Below are 16,165 nucleotides of genomic sequence, written 5' to 3'. Positions count from 1 at the left end.
GTTAATAGGGCGAGTGAATCCAACGAATAAAAGTCGCCTCCTATTACGTATTGGGTAAAAGGTTTATTGCCTCTTCATTAATCTCTGTGCAATAACCTGAAAAAAGTGACACCGATTGGCGGCTTTTATTATTTTTCCGGCGTGGCGCGTGGAAAGCGCAGGCGCCGTTTGCTGCAAAAAAATGAACATCTTGTTCAGGAATTCCCGATTTCACCTGTAATAACGCGGCGTATAGTGGTGCTCAATGGTTATATGAACCGGCTGCGGGAATACCGGGCCGGTTATTTGCAGGAGAAACAGAATGAATCAGCAGAATATCCTGGTACAAAACCCCGCCGCGCCGCAGCGGCTGGTGTTACTTTTTCATGGCGTGGGCGATACCCCGGCGGGCATGGCGCCGATCGGCCGCTATTTCGCCGCCGCGTTGCCGCAGGCGCTGGTGGTAAGTATCGGCGGGCCGTTCGGCAGCGGATACGGCGATGGGCGTCAGTGGTTTTCCGTGCAGGGCGTGACGGAAGAGAATCGCTTAGCGCGTATTGAGGAGGCGATACCGCGCTTTGTCGCCACCGTGCGTGACTGGCAGCGGAAAAGCGGCGTTGATTTTCAGCACACGACGCTGGTGGGATTCTCTCAGGGTTCCATCATGTCGCTGGAAGCGCTGAAAGCGGAACCACATTTGGCCGGACAGATTATCGCCTTTAGCGGCCGTTTCGCCGCCCTGCCGGAAAAACCGTTCAGCGATGTGGCGGTGCATTTGATTCATGGCGACGCCGATGGGGTGATCGCCGTCGATCATGCCCGCGCCGCCGCGCAGCGTTTTCAGCAGTTGGGAACGGCTTGCTCGCTGGATATAGCGCCGGGCGCTGGACATGGCATTGATGAACGCATGCTGAACCAGGCGCTGGCGCGTCTGCGTCAATCCGACGAGTAATCGGGGAAAATGCCGGAGGCAGGCGGGATATCGCCTGACCCCGGCGTGAACGGGATGGGTAATCAGATACGTTCAATAATCATGGCGATGCCTTGCCCGCCGCCGATGCACAGCGTGGCCAGCCCCAGCGTTTTATCATGGCCGCGCAGGGCATGAACCAGGGTGACCAGAATACGCGCGCCGCTGGCGCCGATAGGGTGACCCAGCGCAATGGCGCCGCCATTGACGTTCACTTTGTCGGGATCAAGCCGCAAGTCCCGCTGTACCGCCAGATATTGCGCGGCAAAGGCTTCATTGGCTTCGATTAAATCGATGTCGCCAATGGTTAATCCCGCTTTGCCGAGCGCTTTTTGCGTCGCCGGGATCGGCCCCAGCCCCATGACTTCGCTCGGCACGCCGGCGGAAGCCCAACTGCGGATACGCGCCAGCGGCTGAATGCCTTGTTTTCTGGCCGTTGATTCGCGCATCAGCACCAGCGCGGCGGCGGCATCGTTAATCCCGGAGGCGTTCCCGGCGGTGACGGTGCCGTCGGCGGAGAAGGCCGGACGGAGCTTGGCCAGTGATGCCAGCGTCGCATCGGCGCGCGGGAATTCATCCTGTGCGAAAATACGGATTTCTTTCTTGCCGCGCAGGGATATCGGGGTGATTTCGGCCTTGAAGCGACCGCTTTCAATCGCGGCAACCGCTTTTTGCTGCGATGCCAGCGCCACCCGATCCTGCTCTTCTTGCGTCAGGTGGTAGCGTGCGGCGATATTTTCCGCCGTGGCGCCCATATGGTAGTCATTAAAGGCGCACCACAGGCCGTCCTGAATCATGATGTCCACCAGCTTTCCGTGCCCCATGCGGTAACCATGGCGCGCTTTTTCCAGCAGAAAAGGGGCGGCGCTCATGTTTTCCATACCGCCGACGACGCACGCCTGGTTATCGCCGGATAGAATGGACTGCGCGCCGAGCGCGACGGCTTTCAGGCCGGAGCCGCATACCTTGCTGACGGTGAGCGACGGGGTTTCAATCCCGATGCCGGCGGCGATGCTGGCCTGATGCGCCGGATTTTGCCCCAGCCCGGCCTGGAGCACGTTGCCCAGAATTACTTCATCAATGGTCAGATCGCCCGGCAACGTCGACAGACAATCACCAATGACGGCGGCGGCCATATCAATGGCGGAGGTGTTGGCCAGGCTGCCGCCGAACTTGCCGATAGCGGTTCTTTTGGCGTTAACAATAACAACGGAATCGTTCATGGTCGCCCCGATTAATTGATTTTCATGGGTTGTAGGTCGGCGGAGACAATGAAGTTTGCCTCGGTTTTCTGGCGTAACGCCTGCACGGTGATGCCAGGGCTGATTTCACTCAGCACCATTTGCCGGTCGACAAAATGAAATACCGCCAGTTCGGTCACCACCATGCTGACTTTATTCACCGCGGTGAGCGGGTAGGTGCAGCGGCGCAATAATTTGGCGTCGCCGTTTTTGGCGCAGTGCTCGAGCGCGATAATCACTTTCTTCGCCCCCACCACCAGGTCCATGGCGCCGCCCATGCCGGGCACCATTTTCCCCGGCACCATCCAGTTGGCCAGGCTGCCCTGTTCGTCGACCTGCAAGCCGCCCAGCACGCAGACATCAACGTGGCCGCCGCGAATCAGGGCGAAGGAGAAGGCGCTGTCGAACATCGCGGCGCCGGGCACCATGCCGCACGGCTGTCCGCCGGCGTTGACCAGATTAACGTCCGCTTCGGTGGTGGCGCCCAGTCCCAGAAAGCCGTTTTCCGACTGAAAGGTGACCTCAATCCCTTGCGGCAGGTAATTCGCCACTTTGGTCGGCAGCCCAATGCCTAAATTAACCACGTCGCCGTTTTTCAGTTCTCTTGCCACCCGGCGGGCAATGAATTCTTTCGCATCCATTATTTCTCTCCCAGATAAAGGTGATCGACCAGCGCGGCGGGGGTGACGATAGATTCCGGCGCCAGCTGTCCGAGCGGCACGATCTGTTCGCACTGGGCGACGACGCGATCGGCGGCGAGGGCAATCAGCGGGTTGAAATTACGGGCGGTGAGGTTATAAATCAGGTTGCCGCTGGCGTCGGCGACACCGGCCTGTAACAGGGCCAAATCCGCTTTTAGCGGCAGCTCTAATAAATAGGTAATATTATCGAGGGTTATTTTCTGTTTATTCTCTTCGACAACCGTACCCACGCCGGTCGGGGTTAAAAAACCGCCTAGACCCGCGCCGCCGCTGCGGATGCGTTCGGCCAGCGTGCCTTGCGGCACCAGTTCAACCTCCATTTCGCCGGCGATCATCCGGCGGCCGGTTTCCGGGTTGGTGCCGATGTGCGAGGCGATGACTTTTCTGACCTGACCGTTGGCAATTAACGGGCCGACGCCGGTATCGATAAAACCGGTATCATTGCCGATAATGGTTAAATCAACGACGCCGGATTTAATAATTTCATCCACCAAGAGTTTCGGTGTTCCGACGCCCATAAAACCGCCGAACATAATCGTCATTCCGTCAGATAAAAATGAGCGGAAATAGTCGGCATCAATGATTTTGTTATTCATTGTATAAAAACTCCGTGAAAATAATGACCGCGGACGGCCACGGCGGGTAATTTATTACCCGCCGGTAAACAGCCAGACGCGACGATTAAATATCCATATCCAATATTGCCGAGCTTAATCCTTTACCGTGCATATCCAGCGCCAGCGAACGGGTGACGCCGCCGCCCAGTGCGCCGTACATCACAAAATTCAGCGCGCCGATAGCCGGTAATTCATAGCGCACCACCTCGCCGGTGACGATATCGGCAAACCAGGCTTTGACTTTTTCCGCGGTGATGGTTTCTTTCAGCAAGGGATAATCTTCCGCACGATAGGCAATCAGGGAAATATTGGAGGTATTTCCTTTATCTCCGGTGCGGGAATGGGCAATTTCACGCAGTTTCATTATTTAATCTCCAGATAGGCGACGGCGGGCGTTACGCTGTCGCGGGGCAGCAGGGTGGAATCCATCGCCAGAATTTCTTTGACGGCTTTGTTGACGCCGCCGCCGCCGGCGGGGCCGTTGGTGTAGAGCGTTTCCACTTCATTACCGATCTTGACCGCCTGCGATCTGGCGCTGCACCGCGCCGCGACACGTACACGGACTTCATAGGGCTGGCTCTGCTGCGAACGCTGCGGGCCATGCAGGGAATCGACGCCGATCAGGTCGTAGCGCACTTCCTGCGGGGTTAGCTGACACAGGGCGAAACGTTGTTTAACGATCTCCAGCGCCAGGCGTCCGCGGGCAACCGCGCCGGGGCCGGCGTAGGAGATTTCGCCTTCGCCGATAAAACCGTCCTGATAACCGACGGAGACTTTTAAGGTATCGGTTTTCGCGCTCCCGCTCGCTCCCGCGACGCGCACGCGATTTTCGCCCTCCTGCGTGAAGGTCACGCGGCTGAAATCGGCAATCACATCGGGGGTGATGTAGCGATCCGGGCGGTGGATTTCATACAGCAGCTGTTCTTTACAGGTATTGACGCAGACGCGCCCGCCGGATCCGTCGACCTTGGTGATCGTCGCGTTGCCGTCTTCAGTGACTTCGGCGAGAGGAAAACCGAGGCGCGCCAGGTGCGGAACGTCCTTGAAGCCGGGATCGGCGTAATAGCCGCCGGTGATCTGGCCGGCGCATTCCAGCAGGTGGCCGATGCAGGTGCCTTTGCCCAATCGTTCCCAGTCGTCCGCCGCCCAGTTGAATTCATACATCATGGCCGACAGGAACAGGGAGGGGTCGGAAACGCGTCCTGCGATGATGATATCCGCCCCCTGACGCAGCGCTTCGACCAGCGCGTCCGCCCCCAGGTAAGCATTGGCGGAAATAATATCTTTGCCGCAGGCGGAAATGGGCTTGCCGATTTCGTCCAGCCGGGCATCGTGGCTAATCAGCGTGGCATGCGCGTCGTCGCCGGTGACGACGGCGATTTTCAGGCGTTTCGCCCCCAGCGTTTTGGCGATCTCCAGCACGCGCTGTCCCGCCGCAACCGGGTTGGCCGACCCCATGTTGGTGATGATTTTGATCCCTTTCTCCAGGCAGATGGGCAACACGGCGTGCATTCTGTCCGCCAGCAGTTCGTTATAGCCTTTCTCGGGATCCTGCTGTTTCTGTTTTTGGCCGATGGCGATAGTGCGCTCCGCCAGACATTCAAAAACCAGATAGTGAATGTCGCCTTTTTGCGCCAGCTCTACCGCCGGTTCGATACGATCGCCGGCGTAGCCGGCCCCGGAGCCAATACGAATTGTCTTCATGGAAATACCTTTTAGTAATCAAACGTGTTGGTGACCGCCGCTGGTTGGTTCTGCGGCGGCGATGTCTCTAAAGCGGAAAGACCCCGAAGATGACGCAGGCGAACGTCATAATGACGCTGGCGGCCCACAGCACCGGGATCGAGAACTTCTGGTGGTCGGCGAGATCCACGCCCGCCAGGCTGACCAGCAGAAACGTGGCCGGCGTCAGCGGGCTGACCGGGAAGCCGGTGGTCATTTGTCCGAGAACGGAGGCCTGAGCAACCTGAATCGGCGGTACGCCCAGCATGTCCACGGTATGGGCGATGACCGGCATAATGCCGAAGTAGTAAGAGTCGGGATCGAACACCATGCTGAGCGGCATGGAGATCAGGCCGACGATAAACGGAATGTGGCTGGCGAACGACTCGGGCACCACGCTGACGGCGGACAATGACATGGCCTTCAGCATGCCGGTGCCGCTCATAATGCCGGTAAACGCCCCGGCGGCGAACAGTATGCTGGCCATCATCAGCGCCGCCTTGGCGTGGGCGTTGATGCGCTCTTTCTGCATTTCGACGTTCGGATAGTTGAACATCAGCGCCAGCGTCAGGGCGATCATAAAGGCCACGGTCGGGGAGATTTTGGTAAACACCATGGTACCGATGACGGCCACCACCAGCGCAATATTGACCCAGAACATATGCGGACGACGCAGCGCTTTTTCGGCATCGGTGAGTTCTTTCACATGCTGCGTGTCGCCGAGATGCTGCGCGCCGCCGGCCAGCGGGTTGCCGGACGCCTGGCCCAGGCGTTTTTCCTCTTTTTTACCCCAGTAATAGCCCATCAGCACCATAAAGGTCAGACCGCAGAGCTGCGCCGGGATCAGGGGAATAAACAGCTCGTGGGTGGTGATGTTTAACGCCGCCGCCGCCCGGATCATCGGTCCGGTCCACGGCAGGAAATTGACGCCGGCGCTGAGCGCGGTAATGCCCACCAGAATCCGTTTATCCATTCCGAGTTTGTTAAACAGCGGCAACATGGCCGGTATGGTGATCAGGAATGTCACCGCGCCGTTGCCGTCCAGATGGGCGATCAGCGCCAGTACGCCGGTGCCGATGATAATTTTGACCGGACTGGTGCCGACAAGGCGTAAAATTCCCCGGATGATGGGATCAAACATGCCGGCATCGGTAACCACGCCGAAAAAGGCGATGGCAAAGACGAACATCGCCGCCATCGGCGCCAGTTTGGTTATTCCGTCGACCACGTATTTGGCGGTATCGGTACCGCTTCCCGCCGCCAGCGCACCGATGACCGGAATAACGATTAATGCCACCAGAGGAGACATTCGCTTCGTCATGATAAAAAATAACAGGGTGGCAATAGTCAGCACCCCGATTAGGGCTAGCATAAAGAACTCCTCTCTCTATTTATTATATGTTGCGTATATGTTTTATTTGTTGTGAATAAATAATCCCAATCAAATGTTATTGCATACGTCAGTTACATAACGCGAAGTGGTTTGTTTTTGTCTGCGTCATTTTTATCACGCCGCCGAATTCAGTACTAACTGATAATCGGAATGGTGTTATTCATAAAGACGATTAATTTATTTTATTTGCCGATTGAATAACTGGTTTTGCTTTGTTTGTATATTTTTAACTTTATGTTTTTTAATACTATTTAAACTTATCCTGTGTGATTGTTATGTTTTTGGTTGTGATGTCGATCGAAATTGGATTGTGCGGTGGTAAAATAGCAGGAGAAAGAGAAAGTAAATAATTGCGGGGCGGATCATAAAAATAAAAAAATGGTGTTGTTTTACGTTGAGTTCGCCCTTTTTTTACATAACACTCTTTTTTTATTTTGCATTTAAGGCCGCTTATGAACTTGTCCATAAAACAACTAAGGGCGTTTATCGCGTTGACGGAAACCGATAATTTCACGCGCGCCGCGCAGAAAATAAATCTTTCCCAGCCGGCGTTTAGCGCGTTAATTGCCAGTCTGGAGGAAGAGGTCGGCTACCGGCTTTTTGATCGAGATACGCGTAAGGTGCAATTGAACGCGGGCGGCATTCATTTTATCGATATCGCCCGCCGGCTGATTCAAACCCATGACGACGCCGTGGGGGAAATTAAATCCTATGCTACGGGTTATAAAGGGAAAATTGTGCTGGCGGTGTTGCCGTCAATGGCGGTGGAGTGGCTGCCGCAGGTGCTGGCGCAGTACCATCACGCCTATCCCGACATCAAGGTGGAATTGCTCGATACCCAGTGGGATCGCTGTTTAAAAGCGGTATTGGACGGGCGAGCCGATTTCGCGCTGAGCGCCGGACAGCCGTCGCCGGGAACCTTCAGCTCCAAGATGTTGTTTGCGGATAATTTCTATCTGATTTGCCATCGGGATCATCCGCTGGCCGGGCAGGCGGCCGTGGAGGTGGCGGAAGTGGCGCAACATGCGTTTGTCGGCTTTTGTCAGGGCACCAGCATTCGGCAATATACCGATCAGCTGATGGAGCCGCATGGCTTTAACTACGTGTTGGAAGTGCGTCAGTTGACCACGATGATGGGGCTGGTGGCGGCGAATTACGGCGTCAGCATCGTGACCGGTTTGACGCTGTTTCAGTTTCAGCACAAAGACATCGCCATCGTGCCTTTCCGGGATTTGTCGTTGCAGCGGGGGATTTATCTGGTCACCGATAAAGAGCGGCAGCTTTCCGTTTGCGCCAAAGAATTCTATGATTTTCTTCAGAAACGGGCGGAAAGCTTTGTACCTAAAGCCTGAATGGACGCGCGCCGCCCAAGCTAGGCACGCAGGCTTTCACGGCTTTTTCTGCGGCCAGTCGTCTTCCTTATCCCATTTATCGTTGTTGTCCCGATGCGGGGGAAGTTTCGGCTTGTGGAGCAGAAAGCGTTTGTGGTCGACATTACGCAGTTCTTTAATGCCGTTTAACAACATTCCGAACAGGACAATCAGGATTATCCACCAGTAATCAGCCAGCCATGCCATGATTAGGCTCCATCAACGTTGTGTATAAAACGGGTAAACAACTGCGGCAGATGTTCGCATAGCCAGTGGTAACCGGCGATCTCCTCACCTTGCCATGCCGATAGAATAATACCGGAGGTAAGCTGCTTTTCCGCATACTGTGCCAATGGATAATAGCTGATATGCCAGGGTTCCGCTGCGACGCCGCCGAGATCGTGCTCATAAGGGCGATAAAACCCGAATTCGTGCATATGCTCGCTTAGCCAGTCGTTCAGGTCGGCAAAGTAACCGCCCTGTTGGTATTCCCAGGGTTCCAACTGTAGCTTTTGTCCCGACGGCAGCCGGTCCGGGTCATAGATATCCAGATCGCTGCCCCAGTGATGGCGGCTGGCGCCCGGCATGGCCGACCAGCGTAAAATCGCCTTGCAGCGATCGCCCTCATCCAGCGATAAGATATCCAGCGGCCGGCCCTGTTTGTCCATCACCGGGCGTTCTCCACTGAATTTGCCGTTCCAGATCAAACGCTGGCGGTTAAAGTCGCGGAAGGTGCTGGCGGGTTGAAGATTAAATCCGTCTTTTTCCGCCGCGCGCTGCAAAGCCTGAAAGGCGATGACCGCTTCAGGCTGAAGGCGATGATGGCCGCTGAGCGTGACCAGATGACTGTCGTTTTTTCCGGTTAGCATGGCATGAGTAATCATGCGATTAATTGCTCCATAACCCGCTGGTACATGCGGCTTAACAGCTGCAGGTCCGCCGCGCTGACGCACTCGTCCACTTTGTGTATCGTGGCGTTGACCGGGCCGAGTTCCACCACCTGGGCGCCCATGCGGGCGATAAAGCGTCCGTCGGAGGTGCCGCCGTTGGTCAGCAGCGCCGGGGTGATTTCGTTGTAATGCTTGACGGCGTTCACCACGGCATCAACCAGTTCGCCCCGTGCGGTCAGGAACGGCTGTCCGGAGAGCCGCCAGTCAATGCTGTAGTTTAGCTGATGGCGGTCCAGCAGTTCCGCCACCCGCTGTTTGATGAGTTCATCGGTCAATTCGGTGCTGAAGCGGAAATTGAACTGTACGAACAGTTCGCCGGGAATAACGTTATTACTGCCGGTGCCGGCCTGAATATTGGCGATTTGCATGCTGGTCGGCGGGAAAAAGTCATTTCCCCGATCCCATTCCGTCGCCGCCAGCTCATTGAGCGCCGGCAGGGCCCGGTGTACCGGGTTGTCTGCCAGGTGCGGGTAGGCGACGTGACCCTGAACGCCATGTACGCGCAGGTCGGCGGTGATGGAGCCGCGGCGGCCGTTTTTCACCACGTCGCCGACGATAGCGGTGCTGGACGGCTCGCCCACCAGGCAATAATCCAGCCGCTCATCGCGCGCCATCAGGGCTTCAACCACTTTAACGGTGCCGTTAACGGCGCTGGCTTCCTCATCCGAGGTGATCAGGAAAGCCAGCCGGCCCTGATGATCGGGATGGGCGGCGACGAAACGCTCGGCGGCGACCACCATCGCCGCCAGCGAGCCTTTCATATCGGCCGCGCCGCGACCGTAGAGCATGCCGTCGCGAATGGTGGGTTCAAAAGGCGGATGCTGCCAGCGGCTTTTATCGCCGCTCGGCACCACGTCGGTATGCCCGGCAAAGGCCAGCGTTTTTCCGGCGCCGCGCCATGCCCAGACGTTTTGGGTATCGCCGAAATTCATCGGTTCAATGGTGAAGCCGATGGCTTTCAGGCGTTCGATCAGTAATGCCTGGCAGCCTTCATCATTCGGGCTGAGGGAAGGGCGCTTAATCAACTGTTGGGCGAGTTCGATAACCGGACAAGACACGTTATTTGTTCTCCGCAATAAATTCCTGATAGCCCTGCGCGCTGAAGCCAAGCAGCGCTTTTCCAGCGTCTGTCGCCAGCAGCGGTCGCTTGATGACCGCGGGCTGTTCCAGCATCAGGGCGATGGCTGCGGCTTCGCCGTCGATGGCGTTGCGCTGTTGTTCGCTCAGTTTACGCCAGGTGGTGCCGCGCGTGTTGATTAATGGCTGCCAGCCCAGCTGGTCGATAAAGCGCCGCAGCAGCGGTTCGTCGAGACCGTCGGCGCGATAATCATGAAAGCGGTAATCGATCTGTTGTTCTTCCAGCCAGCGGCGCGCTTTTTTTATGGTATCGCAGTTCTTGATGCCATACATGGTCAGCGTCATTGTTAGTAAAGTCCTTTCTGCTTATTGAGTTACGTGATGATCATTGAACGGCGCAGCGCGGGGGATGAGCCTGACATCGTTGATGGCCCAGCATGCCGAAAAAAAACGCTGAGATCCACCGTCAATGGAGAAATAGGAATGAGTGCTTGCTCGCTTTTTATACTTGTAAAAGTATTTCACCTGGTTAAAAAGTGTGCGTATAATGCGTCGCCGTTAATCATCAAGAGGTTCTCATGATAGAAGTAGAAGTCGGTCATTGGAAAGATTTTATCGAAGCAATGTTACGCAGATAATAATTAGAAGTTACATTTTGCATTGTATACCAGGAAGATCTAACGATAAAAGCAGTAGTCCAGCGGCTACTGCTTATTTTTTGCTAGAAATGAGGAAACCTGAGTAAATAAAAGAGGCTATTATTTTCTGTAGATAACTACGTGATTTTTTTAGTTTAATTTACTGTTATTCAATCTTTAATGCGTATCTCGCCGCCGCCAGCGCGTGCAGGGTGCTGGTGTGTAAAAGGGGAAGCTGGCTGGCATGCTCAACGGCATCCGCCACCTTGTGCATGGTGTTGGTGCAGATGACGATGGCTTCCGCCCCCGCTTTTCTTAAATCGACGGCGATATCCGATAACGTCCGGGCGGCCTGTTGCCAATCGCCCTGCGACTGGCAGCGTTCTATATCGTGGAAATCGACGCTGTACAATATCAGCCTGGCCGAATGCAGTCCGCCGAGCTGGTTTTTTACGTATTCATTGATGGTGCGGTAGTAGGGAACCGTTGATTCCCAGCTCATGCCTCCAATCAGGCCCAGTGTCTTCATCGCCGTTTTCCGTGCACGTTGATACCATAAAAAATGGTGGATCGGGGGTAACATACCAAACCAAGATATTAATCTTGTTAAATTTTGTCCGTGCGCACGTTCGGCATACTTTTTTAGCGATTTTTATCACTTTTACCCATCTTCAACTGGACAAACGAGCTATCTATTGCTGTACTGTACGCGACACAGATTTTGTGTCTTTCATTCATGTTAAAGGTAAGTTTGATGTCTAAGATTAAAGGTAGCGTTAAGTGGTTTAATGAGTCCAAAGGATTCGGTTTCATTACTCCTGAAGATGGTAGCAAAGATGTATTCGTACATTTCTCTGCCATTCAGAGCAATGGATTCAAAACTCTGGCTGAAGGTCAACGCGTAGAGTTTGAAATCACTAGCGGAGCGAAAGGTCCGTCTGCTGCTAACGTTATCGCTATTTAATTATACCGATTTCTTGAAAAACCCGCCTTATGGCGGGTTTTTTTTATGGTGGACATCCCTGGCGTTTAAAATCGCTCCCGGCGCGGTTAAGGCGTTGCCATCCAGGTTACCAGTGCGAAGCCCAATGCCGTCAGCAACAGCGATCCCGCCAGATTCAGCAGCAGGTGCAGGCCGGCCGCCGCCAACTGGCCGCTTTGCAGAAACGTCACCACTTCCGCCGAAAACGTCGAGAACGTGGTTAAGCCGCCGCATAGCCCGGTGGTAATCAGGGTTTTCCAATGCTGATCGAGGTGGGGGTGGCGCGTAAAGTAGGCCAATGCGCCGCCGATGATCAATGCGCCAATCAGGTTGGCGAGCAGGGTGCCTAGCGGCATTGACGGACTGGCGCCGTTAAACTTTACGCCCAACTGCCAGCGCGCAACGCTTCCTACGCCGCCGCCGATAAATACCACCAGTAACGTACTAAACATAGCTGCCTTCTATCTGATGTTTATCAGAAGTCTACCCTTTCGCGTGGCGCTTTTACAGGTGCCGGCGGTGAAAGCGCTAGGCCGAAGGGATGCTGATGCCGGGTCTTACTTTGTTACAGATGGCGATTGTGTTGCCGCCGATAAGGTTTTACATAGGGGGAATGTAATCCGTTCGCTGGTTTATCCGGCATCTGCAATCAGGTAGGTAAGTATGGAAGGTATCAGTATCGCCAAACTATTGGTCATCGGTGCATTGATCGTTTTACTGTTCGGAACCAATAAATTGCGCAGCCTGGGGGGCGATTTGGGCGCCGCGATTAAAGGCTTCAAGAAAGCGATGAATGACGATCAATCGTCCAAGCCGTCCGCTGCCGACGACGCCGCGGCGTTGCACGACACGCACCGCAAAGAGTCATAATCCGCGGATGAAAAACGGACGGCGCCGGCCGTCCGTTAACGCTGAATCTGTAACCAAATATAAGCCCTTGGCGGCGCTTATTTCACCTCTATCCCTTTCGCCTGCAAATCCGCATGGTAGGAAGAGCGCACGAACGGGCCGCAGGCCGCATGGGTAAAGCCCATCGCCATGGCTTCGGCTTTCATCTCATCAAACTCGTCCGGGCTGACATAGCGCTGTACCGGCAGGTGATGGCGGCTGGGCTGCAGGTATTGTCCCAGCGTCAGCATGGTGACGCCGTGGCGGCGCAGATCGCGCATGACTTCCACGATCTCGGCGTTGGTTTCGCCCAGGCCTACCATCAGCCCGGATTTTGTCGGGATATCCGGATGGGCGTTTTTGAAGTTTTCCAGCAGCTTCAGCGACCACTCATAGTTGGCGCCGGGACGGACCTGACGATAAACGCGCGGTACGTTTTCCAGGTTATGGTTGAAAACATCCGGCGGGGTCGCCGTCAGAATATCCAATGCCCGATCCATACGGCCGCGGAAGTCCGGCACCAGGGTTTCGATGCGGATTTGCGGACTCTTGCGGCGAATGGCGCTGATGCAATCAGCGAAATGCTGGGCGCCGCCGTCGCGCAGGTCGTCGCGGTCAACCGAGGTGATCACCACATAGCGTAGCCCCATATCATGGATGGTTTGCGCCAGCTTTTCCGGTTCGTTGGCGTCCGGCGTCAGCGGCCGGCCATGAGCGACGTCGCAAAACGGGCAGCGACGGGTACAAATCGCCCCCAGGATCATAAAGGTGGCGGTGCCGTGGTTAAAACATTCCGCCAGATTTGGGCAGGAGGCTTCTTCGCAAACCGAGTGCAGTCCGTTTTTACGCATCGCGGCCTTGATGCCTTGAATACGGCTGGAGTCAGCGGGCAGTTTGATTCTCATCCATTCTGGCTTGCGTAGCATTTCCTGCCGTTCAGCGACGACGGTACGCACCGGGATTAGCGCCATTTTATCGGCATCGCGGTATTTTACGCCGCGCTCGATCTGAATCGGTTTACTCATGTTCGCGTAAGTTCCAGTTCTGAATATACTCGTCATACTTCAAGTCGCGGATGCGCTGGCCTTTTCGCCGCTCGAATTACGTAGAGTATGGCTTTTGAATTTGTTAACAAAATTCAATGGATTAACCGTTTTGTTAAAATTTTTTTTAAAAAACTCTCAAAATTATATCATCTTTGCCGCCACAGATTCAGCTATTGTGTCGGCAAATGGAGAAATTATGTAAATAGAATGTGATTGGCTGTCATTTGAGCCGGCGGCTACGGCAGCGGCTCGCCGTTCTCTGCCAGATCCCAGTTAATCACTTCGTAGTGCCGATAGCCCAATAGTTGGCGGAATGATTCGACCAACACCGCAGCCGTATCCTCCAGCGTAACGCCCGGCGCATAGTCGCTTACCTGCGTCATCTGCATACCGGCATAACCGCAGGGGTTGATGCGCTGGAAAGGGGAGAGGTCCATGGCGATATTCAGCGCCAGCCCATGAAAGGAACAGCCCCTGCGGATACGCAGTCCCAGCGAGCAGATTTTACGCTCGCCGACATACACGCCCGGCGCGTCGGCGCGGGCGCGGGCCGCGATATGAAAATGGGCCAGCGTGTTCACCACCGTCTGTTCAATCGCGGTGACGAGCTGGCGCACGCCCAATTTGCGCCGTTTTAAATCCACCAGCACGTACATCACCTGCTGGCCCGGACCGTGGTAGGTCACCTGGCCGCCTCTGTCGCTCTGTATCACCGGGATATCGCCGGGGGTTAAAACGTGTTCGGCCTTGCCGGCCTGACCCTGGGTGAACACCGGGGGATGCTGCACCAGCCAGATTTCATCCGGCGTTTTATCGTCGCGCAGATCGGTGAATTGGTGCATCGCCAGTGAAATCGCCTGGTAAGGCTGTACGCTGAACTGACGTACTATGATCTTATCCTGTAGCAAAAGTGTCATCTTCAGGTTAAGGAAGGATGGCGGGAATTATAACACCATCCGCACGATTTCAATATTGCCCAGCTCTTCATACAACGCTTCCACCTGCTCAATATGGGTCGCGTTAATGGTAATGGAAACGGAGTGATAATTGCCTTTGCTGCTGGGTTTAACCTGCGGCGTGTAATCACCGGGCGCATGACGTTGCACCACTTCAACGACCAGATCGACCAACTCTGGTTTTGCCTGTCCCATCACCTTGTAAGTAAACGGGCAGGGGAATTCGAGCAGTTCGTTTAATTTGGTTTTCATCTGCGCTCCAGCATCAATTGGGATGGTATAAATGGCTATATGGGGATAATTTATCCCCATACAAGGGGAGATTAGCCGAACCAGCGGTGGAACATCAGTTTGATGTAGTCGACCAGGCGGCCGAAAATACCGCCTTCTTTGACTTCATTCATCACCACCAGCGGGCGCTGGTCGATGGTTTTGCCGTCCAGCTGGAAGTTGATGGAACCCACCACCTGATTCTTGCCCAGCGGGGCGTGCAGTTCGCCGCTGGTCAGCACGTAGCTGGCTTTCAGATCTTTCATCCGGCCGCGCGGAATGGTCAGGTAAACGTCTTTTTCCACCCCCAGCGCCACGCGGTCGCTGTCGCCGAACCACACCGGCTCCGAGGCGAACTCTTTACCGGTTTTCAGCGGCGCCACGGTTTCAAAGAAGCGGAAGCCCCAGGTGAGCAGCTTTTTGCTTTCGGCTTCGCGCCCTTTAAACGTCCGTCCGCCCATCACCGTTGAAATCAGGCGCATCTGGCCTTCGGTCGCGGAGGCCACCAGGTTATAGCCGGCGGCGGACGTATGGCCGGTTTTGATGCCGTCAACGTTCAGGCTGCTGTCCCACAGCAAACCGTTGCGGTTGGTCTGGCGGATATTGTTAAAGGTAAATTCTTTTTCTTTATAGGTGGCGTATTCTTCCGGAACGTCGCGGATTAAAGCCTGGCCGATCAGCGCCATATCGCGCGCCGAACTGAACTGACCCGGCGCATCCAGACCGTGTACGGTTTCGAAGTGGGTATTTTGCAGCCCCAGTGCTTTTACGTAGCCGTTCATCAGGTTAACGAACGAATCCTGACTGCCGGCGACATAGTCGGCCATGGCCACGCAGGCATCGTTACCGGATTGCAGAATAATGCCGCGGTTCAACTGGGAAACCGGAACGCGATCGCCCGGCTTGAGAAACATCAGCGAAGAACCCTGAAACACCGGATTGCCGGTCGCCCAGGCGTCCTTACTGATGGTGACGATATCGTTAGGGGTGATTTTCCCTGACTTGATCGCCTGGCCGATGACATAGCTGGTCATCATTTTGGTCAGGCTGGCCGGATCGCGGCGTGCATCGGCATTCATTTCAGCCAGCACTTTCCCGGAGTTGTAATCAATCAGGATGTATGATTCTGCATCAATTTGCGGTACGCCGGGGATCATCGTTTTAAGATTGATGTCATCGGCATAGGCAAAGGAGGTCGCACTAAGGGCGAGCAAAGCGCCAAGCACAGTACGTTTAGTAAAACGAGACGTGTTTACAGTATTCATGATTGGAACAACAACATCCGTGGGTATAAGTTAAAAAACGAGCCACACTATAGCAGATGAGAAATAGGCAGGCACCAGACATTAGGTTACGCGATTTTGC

20 protein-coding genes and 1 pseudogene are annotated in these 16,165 nt (G+C 55.1%); 5 read left to right on the top strand and 16 right to left on the bottom strand.

The window, feature by feature from the left end; translation table 11 throughout:
* Positions 1 to 301 precede the first annotated feature (301 nt).
* Positions 302 to 931, top strand: a complete 630-nt coding sequence (ypfH, locus tag MFP24_RS09065) for an esterase (protein ID WP_249230112.1) — start codon at positions 302 to 304, stop codon at positions 929 to 931.
* 62 nt (positions 932 to 993) lie between these two features.
* On the opposite strand, the gene MFP24_RS09060 is transcribed toward ypfH, so the two are convergent.
* From MFP24_RS09060 to MFP24_RS09035, 6 genes are all read right to left on the bottom strand, one after another.
* Complete coding sequence (locus MFP24_RS09060) at positions 994 to 2,172, bottom strand: acetyl-CoA C-acetyltransferase (protein WP_249230113.1); 1,179 nt, start codon at positions 2,170 to 2,172, stop codon at positions 994 to 996.
* Between the two features lie 11 nt (positions 2,173 to 2,183).
* Positions 2,184 to 2,831, bottom strand: coding sequence for a 3-oxoacid CoA-transferase subunit B (locus tag MFP24_RS09055; RefSeq protein ID WP_249230114.1), 648 nt, complete (start codon positions 2,829 to 2,831; stop codon positions 2,184 to 2,186).
* Positions 2,831 to 3,487, bottom strand: coding sequence for an acetate CoA-transferase subunit alpha (atoD, locus tag MFP24_RS09050; RefSeq protein WP_249230115.1), 657 nt, complete (start codon positions 3,485 to 3,487; stop codon positions 2,831 to 2,833). Before atoD ends, MFP24_RS09055 begins: the two co-directional genes overlap by 1 nt.
* An 85-nt stretch (positions 3,488 to 3,572) precedes the next feature.
* Positions 3,573 to 3,872, bottom strand: coding sequence for an AtuA-related protein (locus tag MFP24_RS09045; RefSeq protein ID WP_249230116.1), 300 nt, complete (start codon positions 3,870 to 3,872; stop codon positions 3,573 to 3,575).
* On the bottom strand, positions 3,872 to 5,212 hold the full coding sequence (locus tag MFP24_RS09040) for an acyclic terpene utilization AtuA family protein (RefSeq protein WP_249230117.1): 1,341 nt from the start codon (positions 5,210 to 5,212) through the stop codon (positions 3,872 to 3,874). The genes MFP24_RS09045 and MFP24_RS09040 overlap by 1 nt, the downstream gene beginning before the upstream one ends.
* 67 nt (positions 5,213 to 5,279) lie before the next feature.
* The gene (locus tag MFP24_RS09035) at positions 5,280 to 6,602 is read right to left on the bottom strand and encodes a CitMHS family transporter (protein WP_249230118.1); all 1,323 of its coding nucleotides are present in this window, start codon (positions 6,600 to 6,602) and stop codon (positions 5,280 to 5,282) included.
* Between the two features lie 473 nt (positions 6,603 to 7,075).
* Between MFP24_RS09035 and MFP24_RS09030 the strand changes: the two genes are divergently transcribed.
* Positions 7,076 to 7,975, top strand: a complete 900-nt coding sequence (locus MFP24_RS09030; RefSeq protein WP_249230119.1) for a LysR family transcriptional regulator — start codon at positions 7,076 to 7,078, stop codon at positions 7,973 to 7,975.
* Positions 7,976 to 8,011: 36 nt separating this feature from the next.
* Here the strand turns inward: MFP24_RS09030 and MFP24_RS09025 are convergent, their stop codons facing one another.
* The 4 genes from MFP24_RS09025 to MFP24_RS09010 are packed head-to-tail and all read right to left on the bottom strand — an operon-like array spanning position 8,012 to position 10,365.
* The gene (locus MFP24_RS09025; RefSeq protein WP_249230120.1) at positions 8,012 to 8,200 is read right to left on the bottom strand and encodes a YpfN family protein; all 189 of its coding nucleotides are present in this window, start codon (positions 8,198 to 8,200) and stop codon (positions 8,012 to 8,014) included.
* A gap of 2 nt (positions 8,201 to 8,202) precedes the next feature.
* Positions 8,203 to 8,877: a M15 family metallopeptidase gene (locus MFP24_RS09020; RefSeq protein ID WP_249230121.1), complete on the bottom strand. Its 675-nt coding sequence runs from the start codon at positions 8,875 to 8,877 to the stop codon at positions 8,203 to 8,205.
* Positions 8,874 to 10,001, bottom strand: a complete 1,128-nt coding sequence (dapE, locus tag MFP24_RS09015) for a succinyl-diaminopimelate desuccinylase (RefSeq protein WP_249230122.1) — start codon at positions 9,999 to 10,001, stop codon at positions 8,874 to 8,876. Before dapE ends, MFP24_RS09020 begins: the two co-directional genes overlap by 4 nt.
* A 1-nt stretch (position 10,002) precedes the next feature.
* Positions 10,003 to 10,365, bottom strand: coding sequence for an ArsC family reductase (locus MFP24_RS09010; RefSeq protein ID WP_249230123.1), 363 nt, complete (start codon positions 10,363 to 10,365; stop codon positions 10,003 to 10,005).
* 233 nt (positions 10,366 to 10,598) lie between these two features.
* On the opposite strand from MFP24_RS09010, the gene ypfM reads away from it, so the two are divergent.
* Complete coding sequence (gene ypfM, locus MFP24_RS24240) at positions 10,599 to 10,658, top strand: protein YpfM (RefSeq protein ID WP_137739240.1); 60 nt, start codon at positions 10,599 to 10,601, stop codon at positions 10,656 to 10,658.
* Positions 10,659 to 10,836: 178 nt separating this feature from the next.
* Here ypfM and MFP24_RS09005 read toward each other — a convergent pair.
* Positions 10,837 to 11,187: pseudogene (locus MFP24_RS09005) on the bottom strand (amino acid racemase); the annotation flags it as partial.
* Positions 11,188 to 11,412: 225 nt separating this feature from the next.
* On the opposite strand from MFP24_RS09005, the gene cspE reads away from it, so the two are divergent.
* Complete coding sequence (cspE, locus tag MFP24_RS09000; protein ID WP_009113827.1) at positions 11,413 to 11,622, top strand: transcription antiterminator/RNA stability regulator CspE; 210 nt, start codon at positions 11,413 to 11,415, stop codon at positions 11,620 to 11,622.
* An 86-nt stretch (positions 11,623 to 11,708) separates the two neighbouring features.
* On the opposite strand, the gene crcB is transcribed toward cspE, so the two are convergent.
* Positions 11,709 to 12,092, bottom strand: a complete 384-nt coding sequence (gene crcB, locus MFP24_RS08995; RefSeq protein WP_249230124.1) for a fluoride efflux transporter CrcB — start codon at positions 12,090 to 12,092, stop codon at positions 11,709 to 11,711.
* A 211-nt stretch (positions 12,093 to 12,303) separates the two neighbouring features.
* On the opposite strand from crcB, the gene tatE reads away from it, so the two are divergent.
* Positions 12,304 to 12,510, top strand: a complete 207-nt coding sequence (tatE, locus tag MFP24_RS08990) for a twin-arginine translocase subunit TatE (RefSeq protein ID WP_249230125.1) — start codon at positions 12,304 to 12,306, stop codon at positions 12,508 to 12,510.
* Between the two features lie 77 nt (positions 12,511 to 12,587).
* Here tatE and lipA read toward each other — a convergent pair whose 3' ends face one another.
* From lipA to dacA, 4 genes are all read right to left on the bottom strand, one after another.
* On the bottom strand, positions 12,588 to 13,553 hold the full coding sequence (gene lipA, locus MFP24_RS08985; RefSeq protein ID WP_249230126.1) for a lipoyl synthase: 966 nt from the start codon (positions 13,551 to 13,553) through the stop codon (positions 12,588 to 12,590).
* A gap of 257 nt (positions 13,554 to 13,810) precedes the next feature.
* Complete coding sequence (gene lipB / locus MFP24_RS08980) at positions 13,811 to 14,491, bottom strand: lipoyl(octanoyl) transferase LipB (protein WP_249230127.1); 681 nt, start codon at positions 14,489 to 14,491, stop codon at positions 13,811 to 13,813.
* Between the two features lie 27 nt (positions 14,492 to 14,518).
* Positions 14,519 to 14,782 carry a DUF493 family protein YbeD gene (gene ybeD / locus MFP24_RS08975; protein ID WP_136165356.1) on the bottom strand — a complete coding sequence of 88 codons (264 nt, stop codon included), beginning with the start codon at positions 14,780 to 14,782 and terminating at the stop codon, positions 14,519 to 14,521.
* A 71-nt stretch (positions 14,783 to 14,853) separates the two neighbouring features.
* A complete protein-coding gene (gene dacA / locus MFP24_RS08970) occupies positions 14,854 to 16,065 on the bottom strand; it encodes a D-alanyl-D-alanine carboxypeptidase DacA (protein WP_249230128.1) in 1,212 nt (403 codons plus the stop codon).
* Between the last annotated feature and the right edge of the window lie 100 nt (positions 16,066 to 16,165).

The organism is Brenneria tiliae (assembly GCF_023347575.1).
Lineage (GTDB): Bacteria > Pseudomonadota > Gammaproteobacteria > Enterobacterales > Enterobacteriaceae > Brenneria > Brenneria corticis.
The sequence above is the reverse complement of the archived record's forward strand: the minus strand, read 5'-3'. Positions and strand labels throughout refer to the sequence as shown.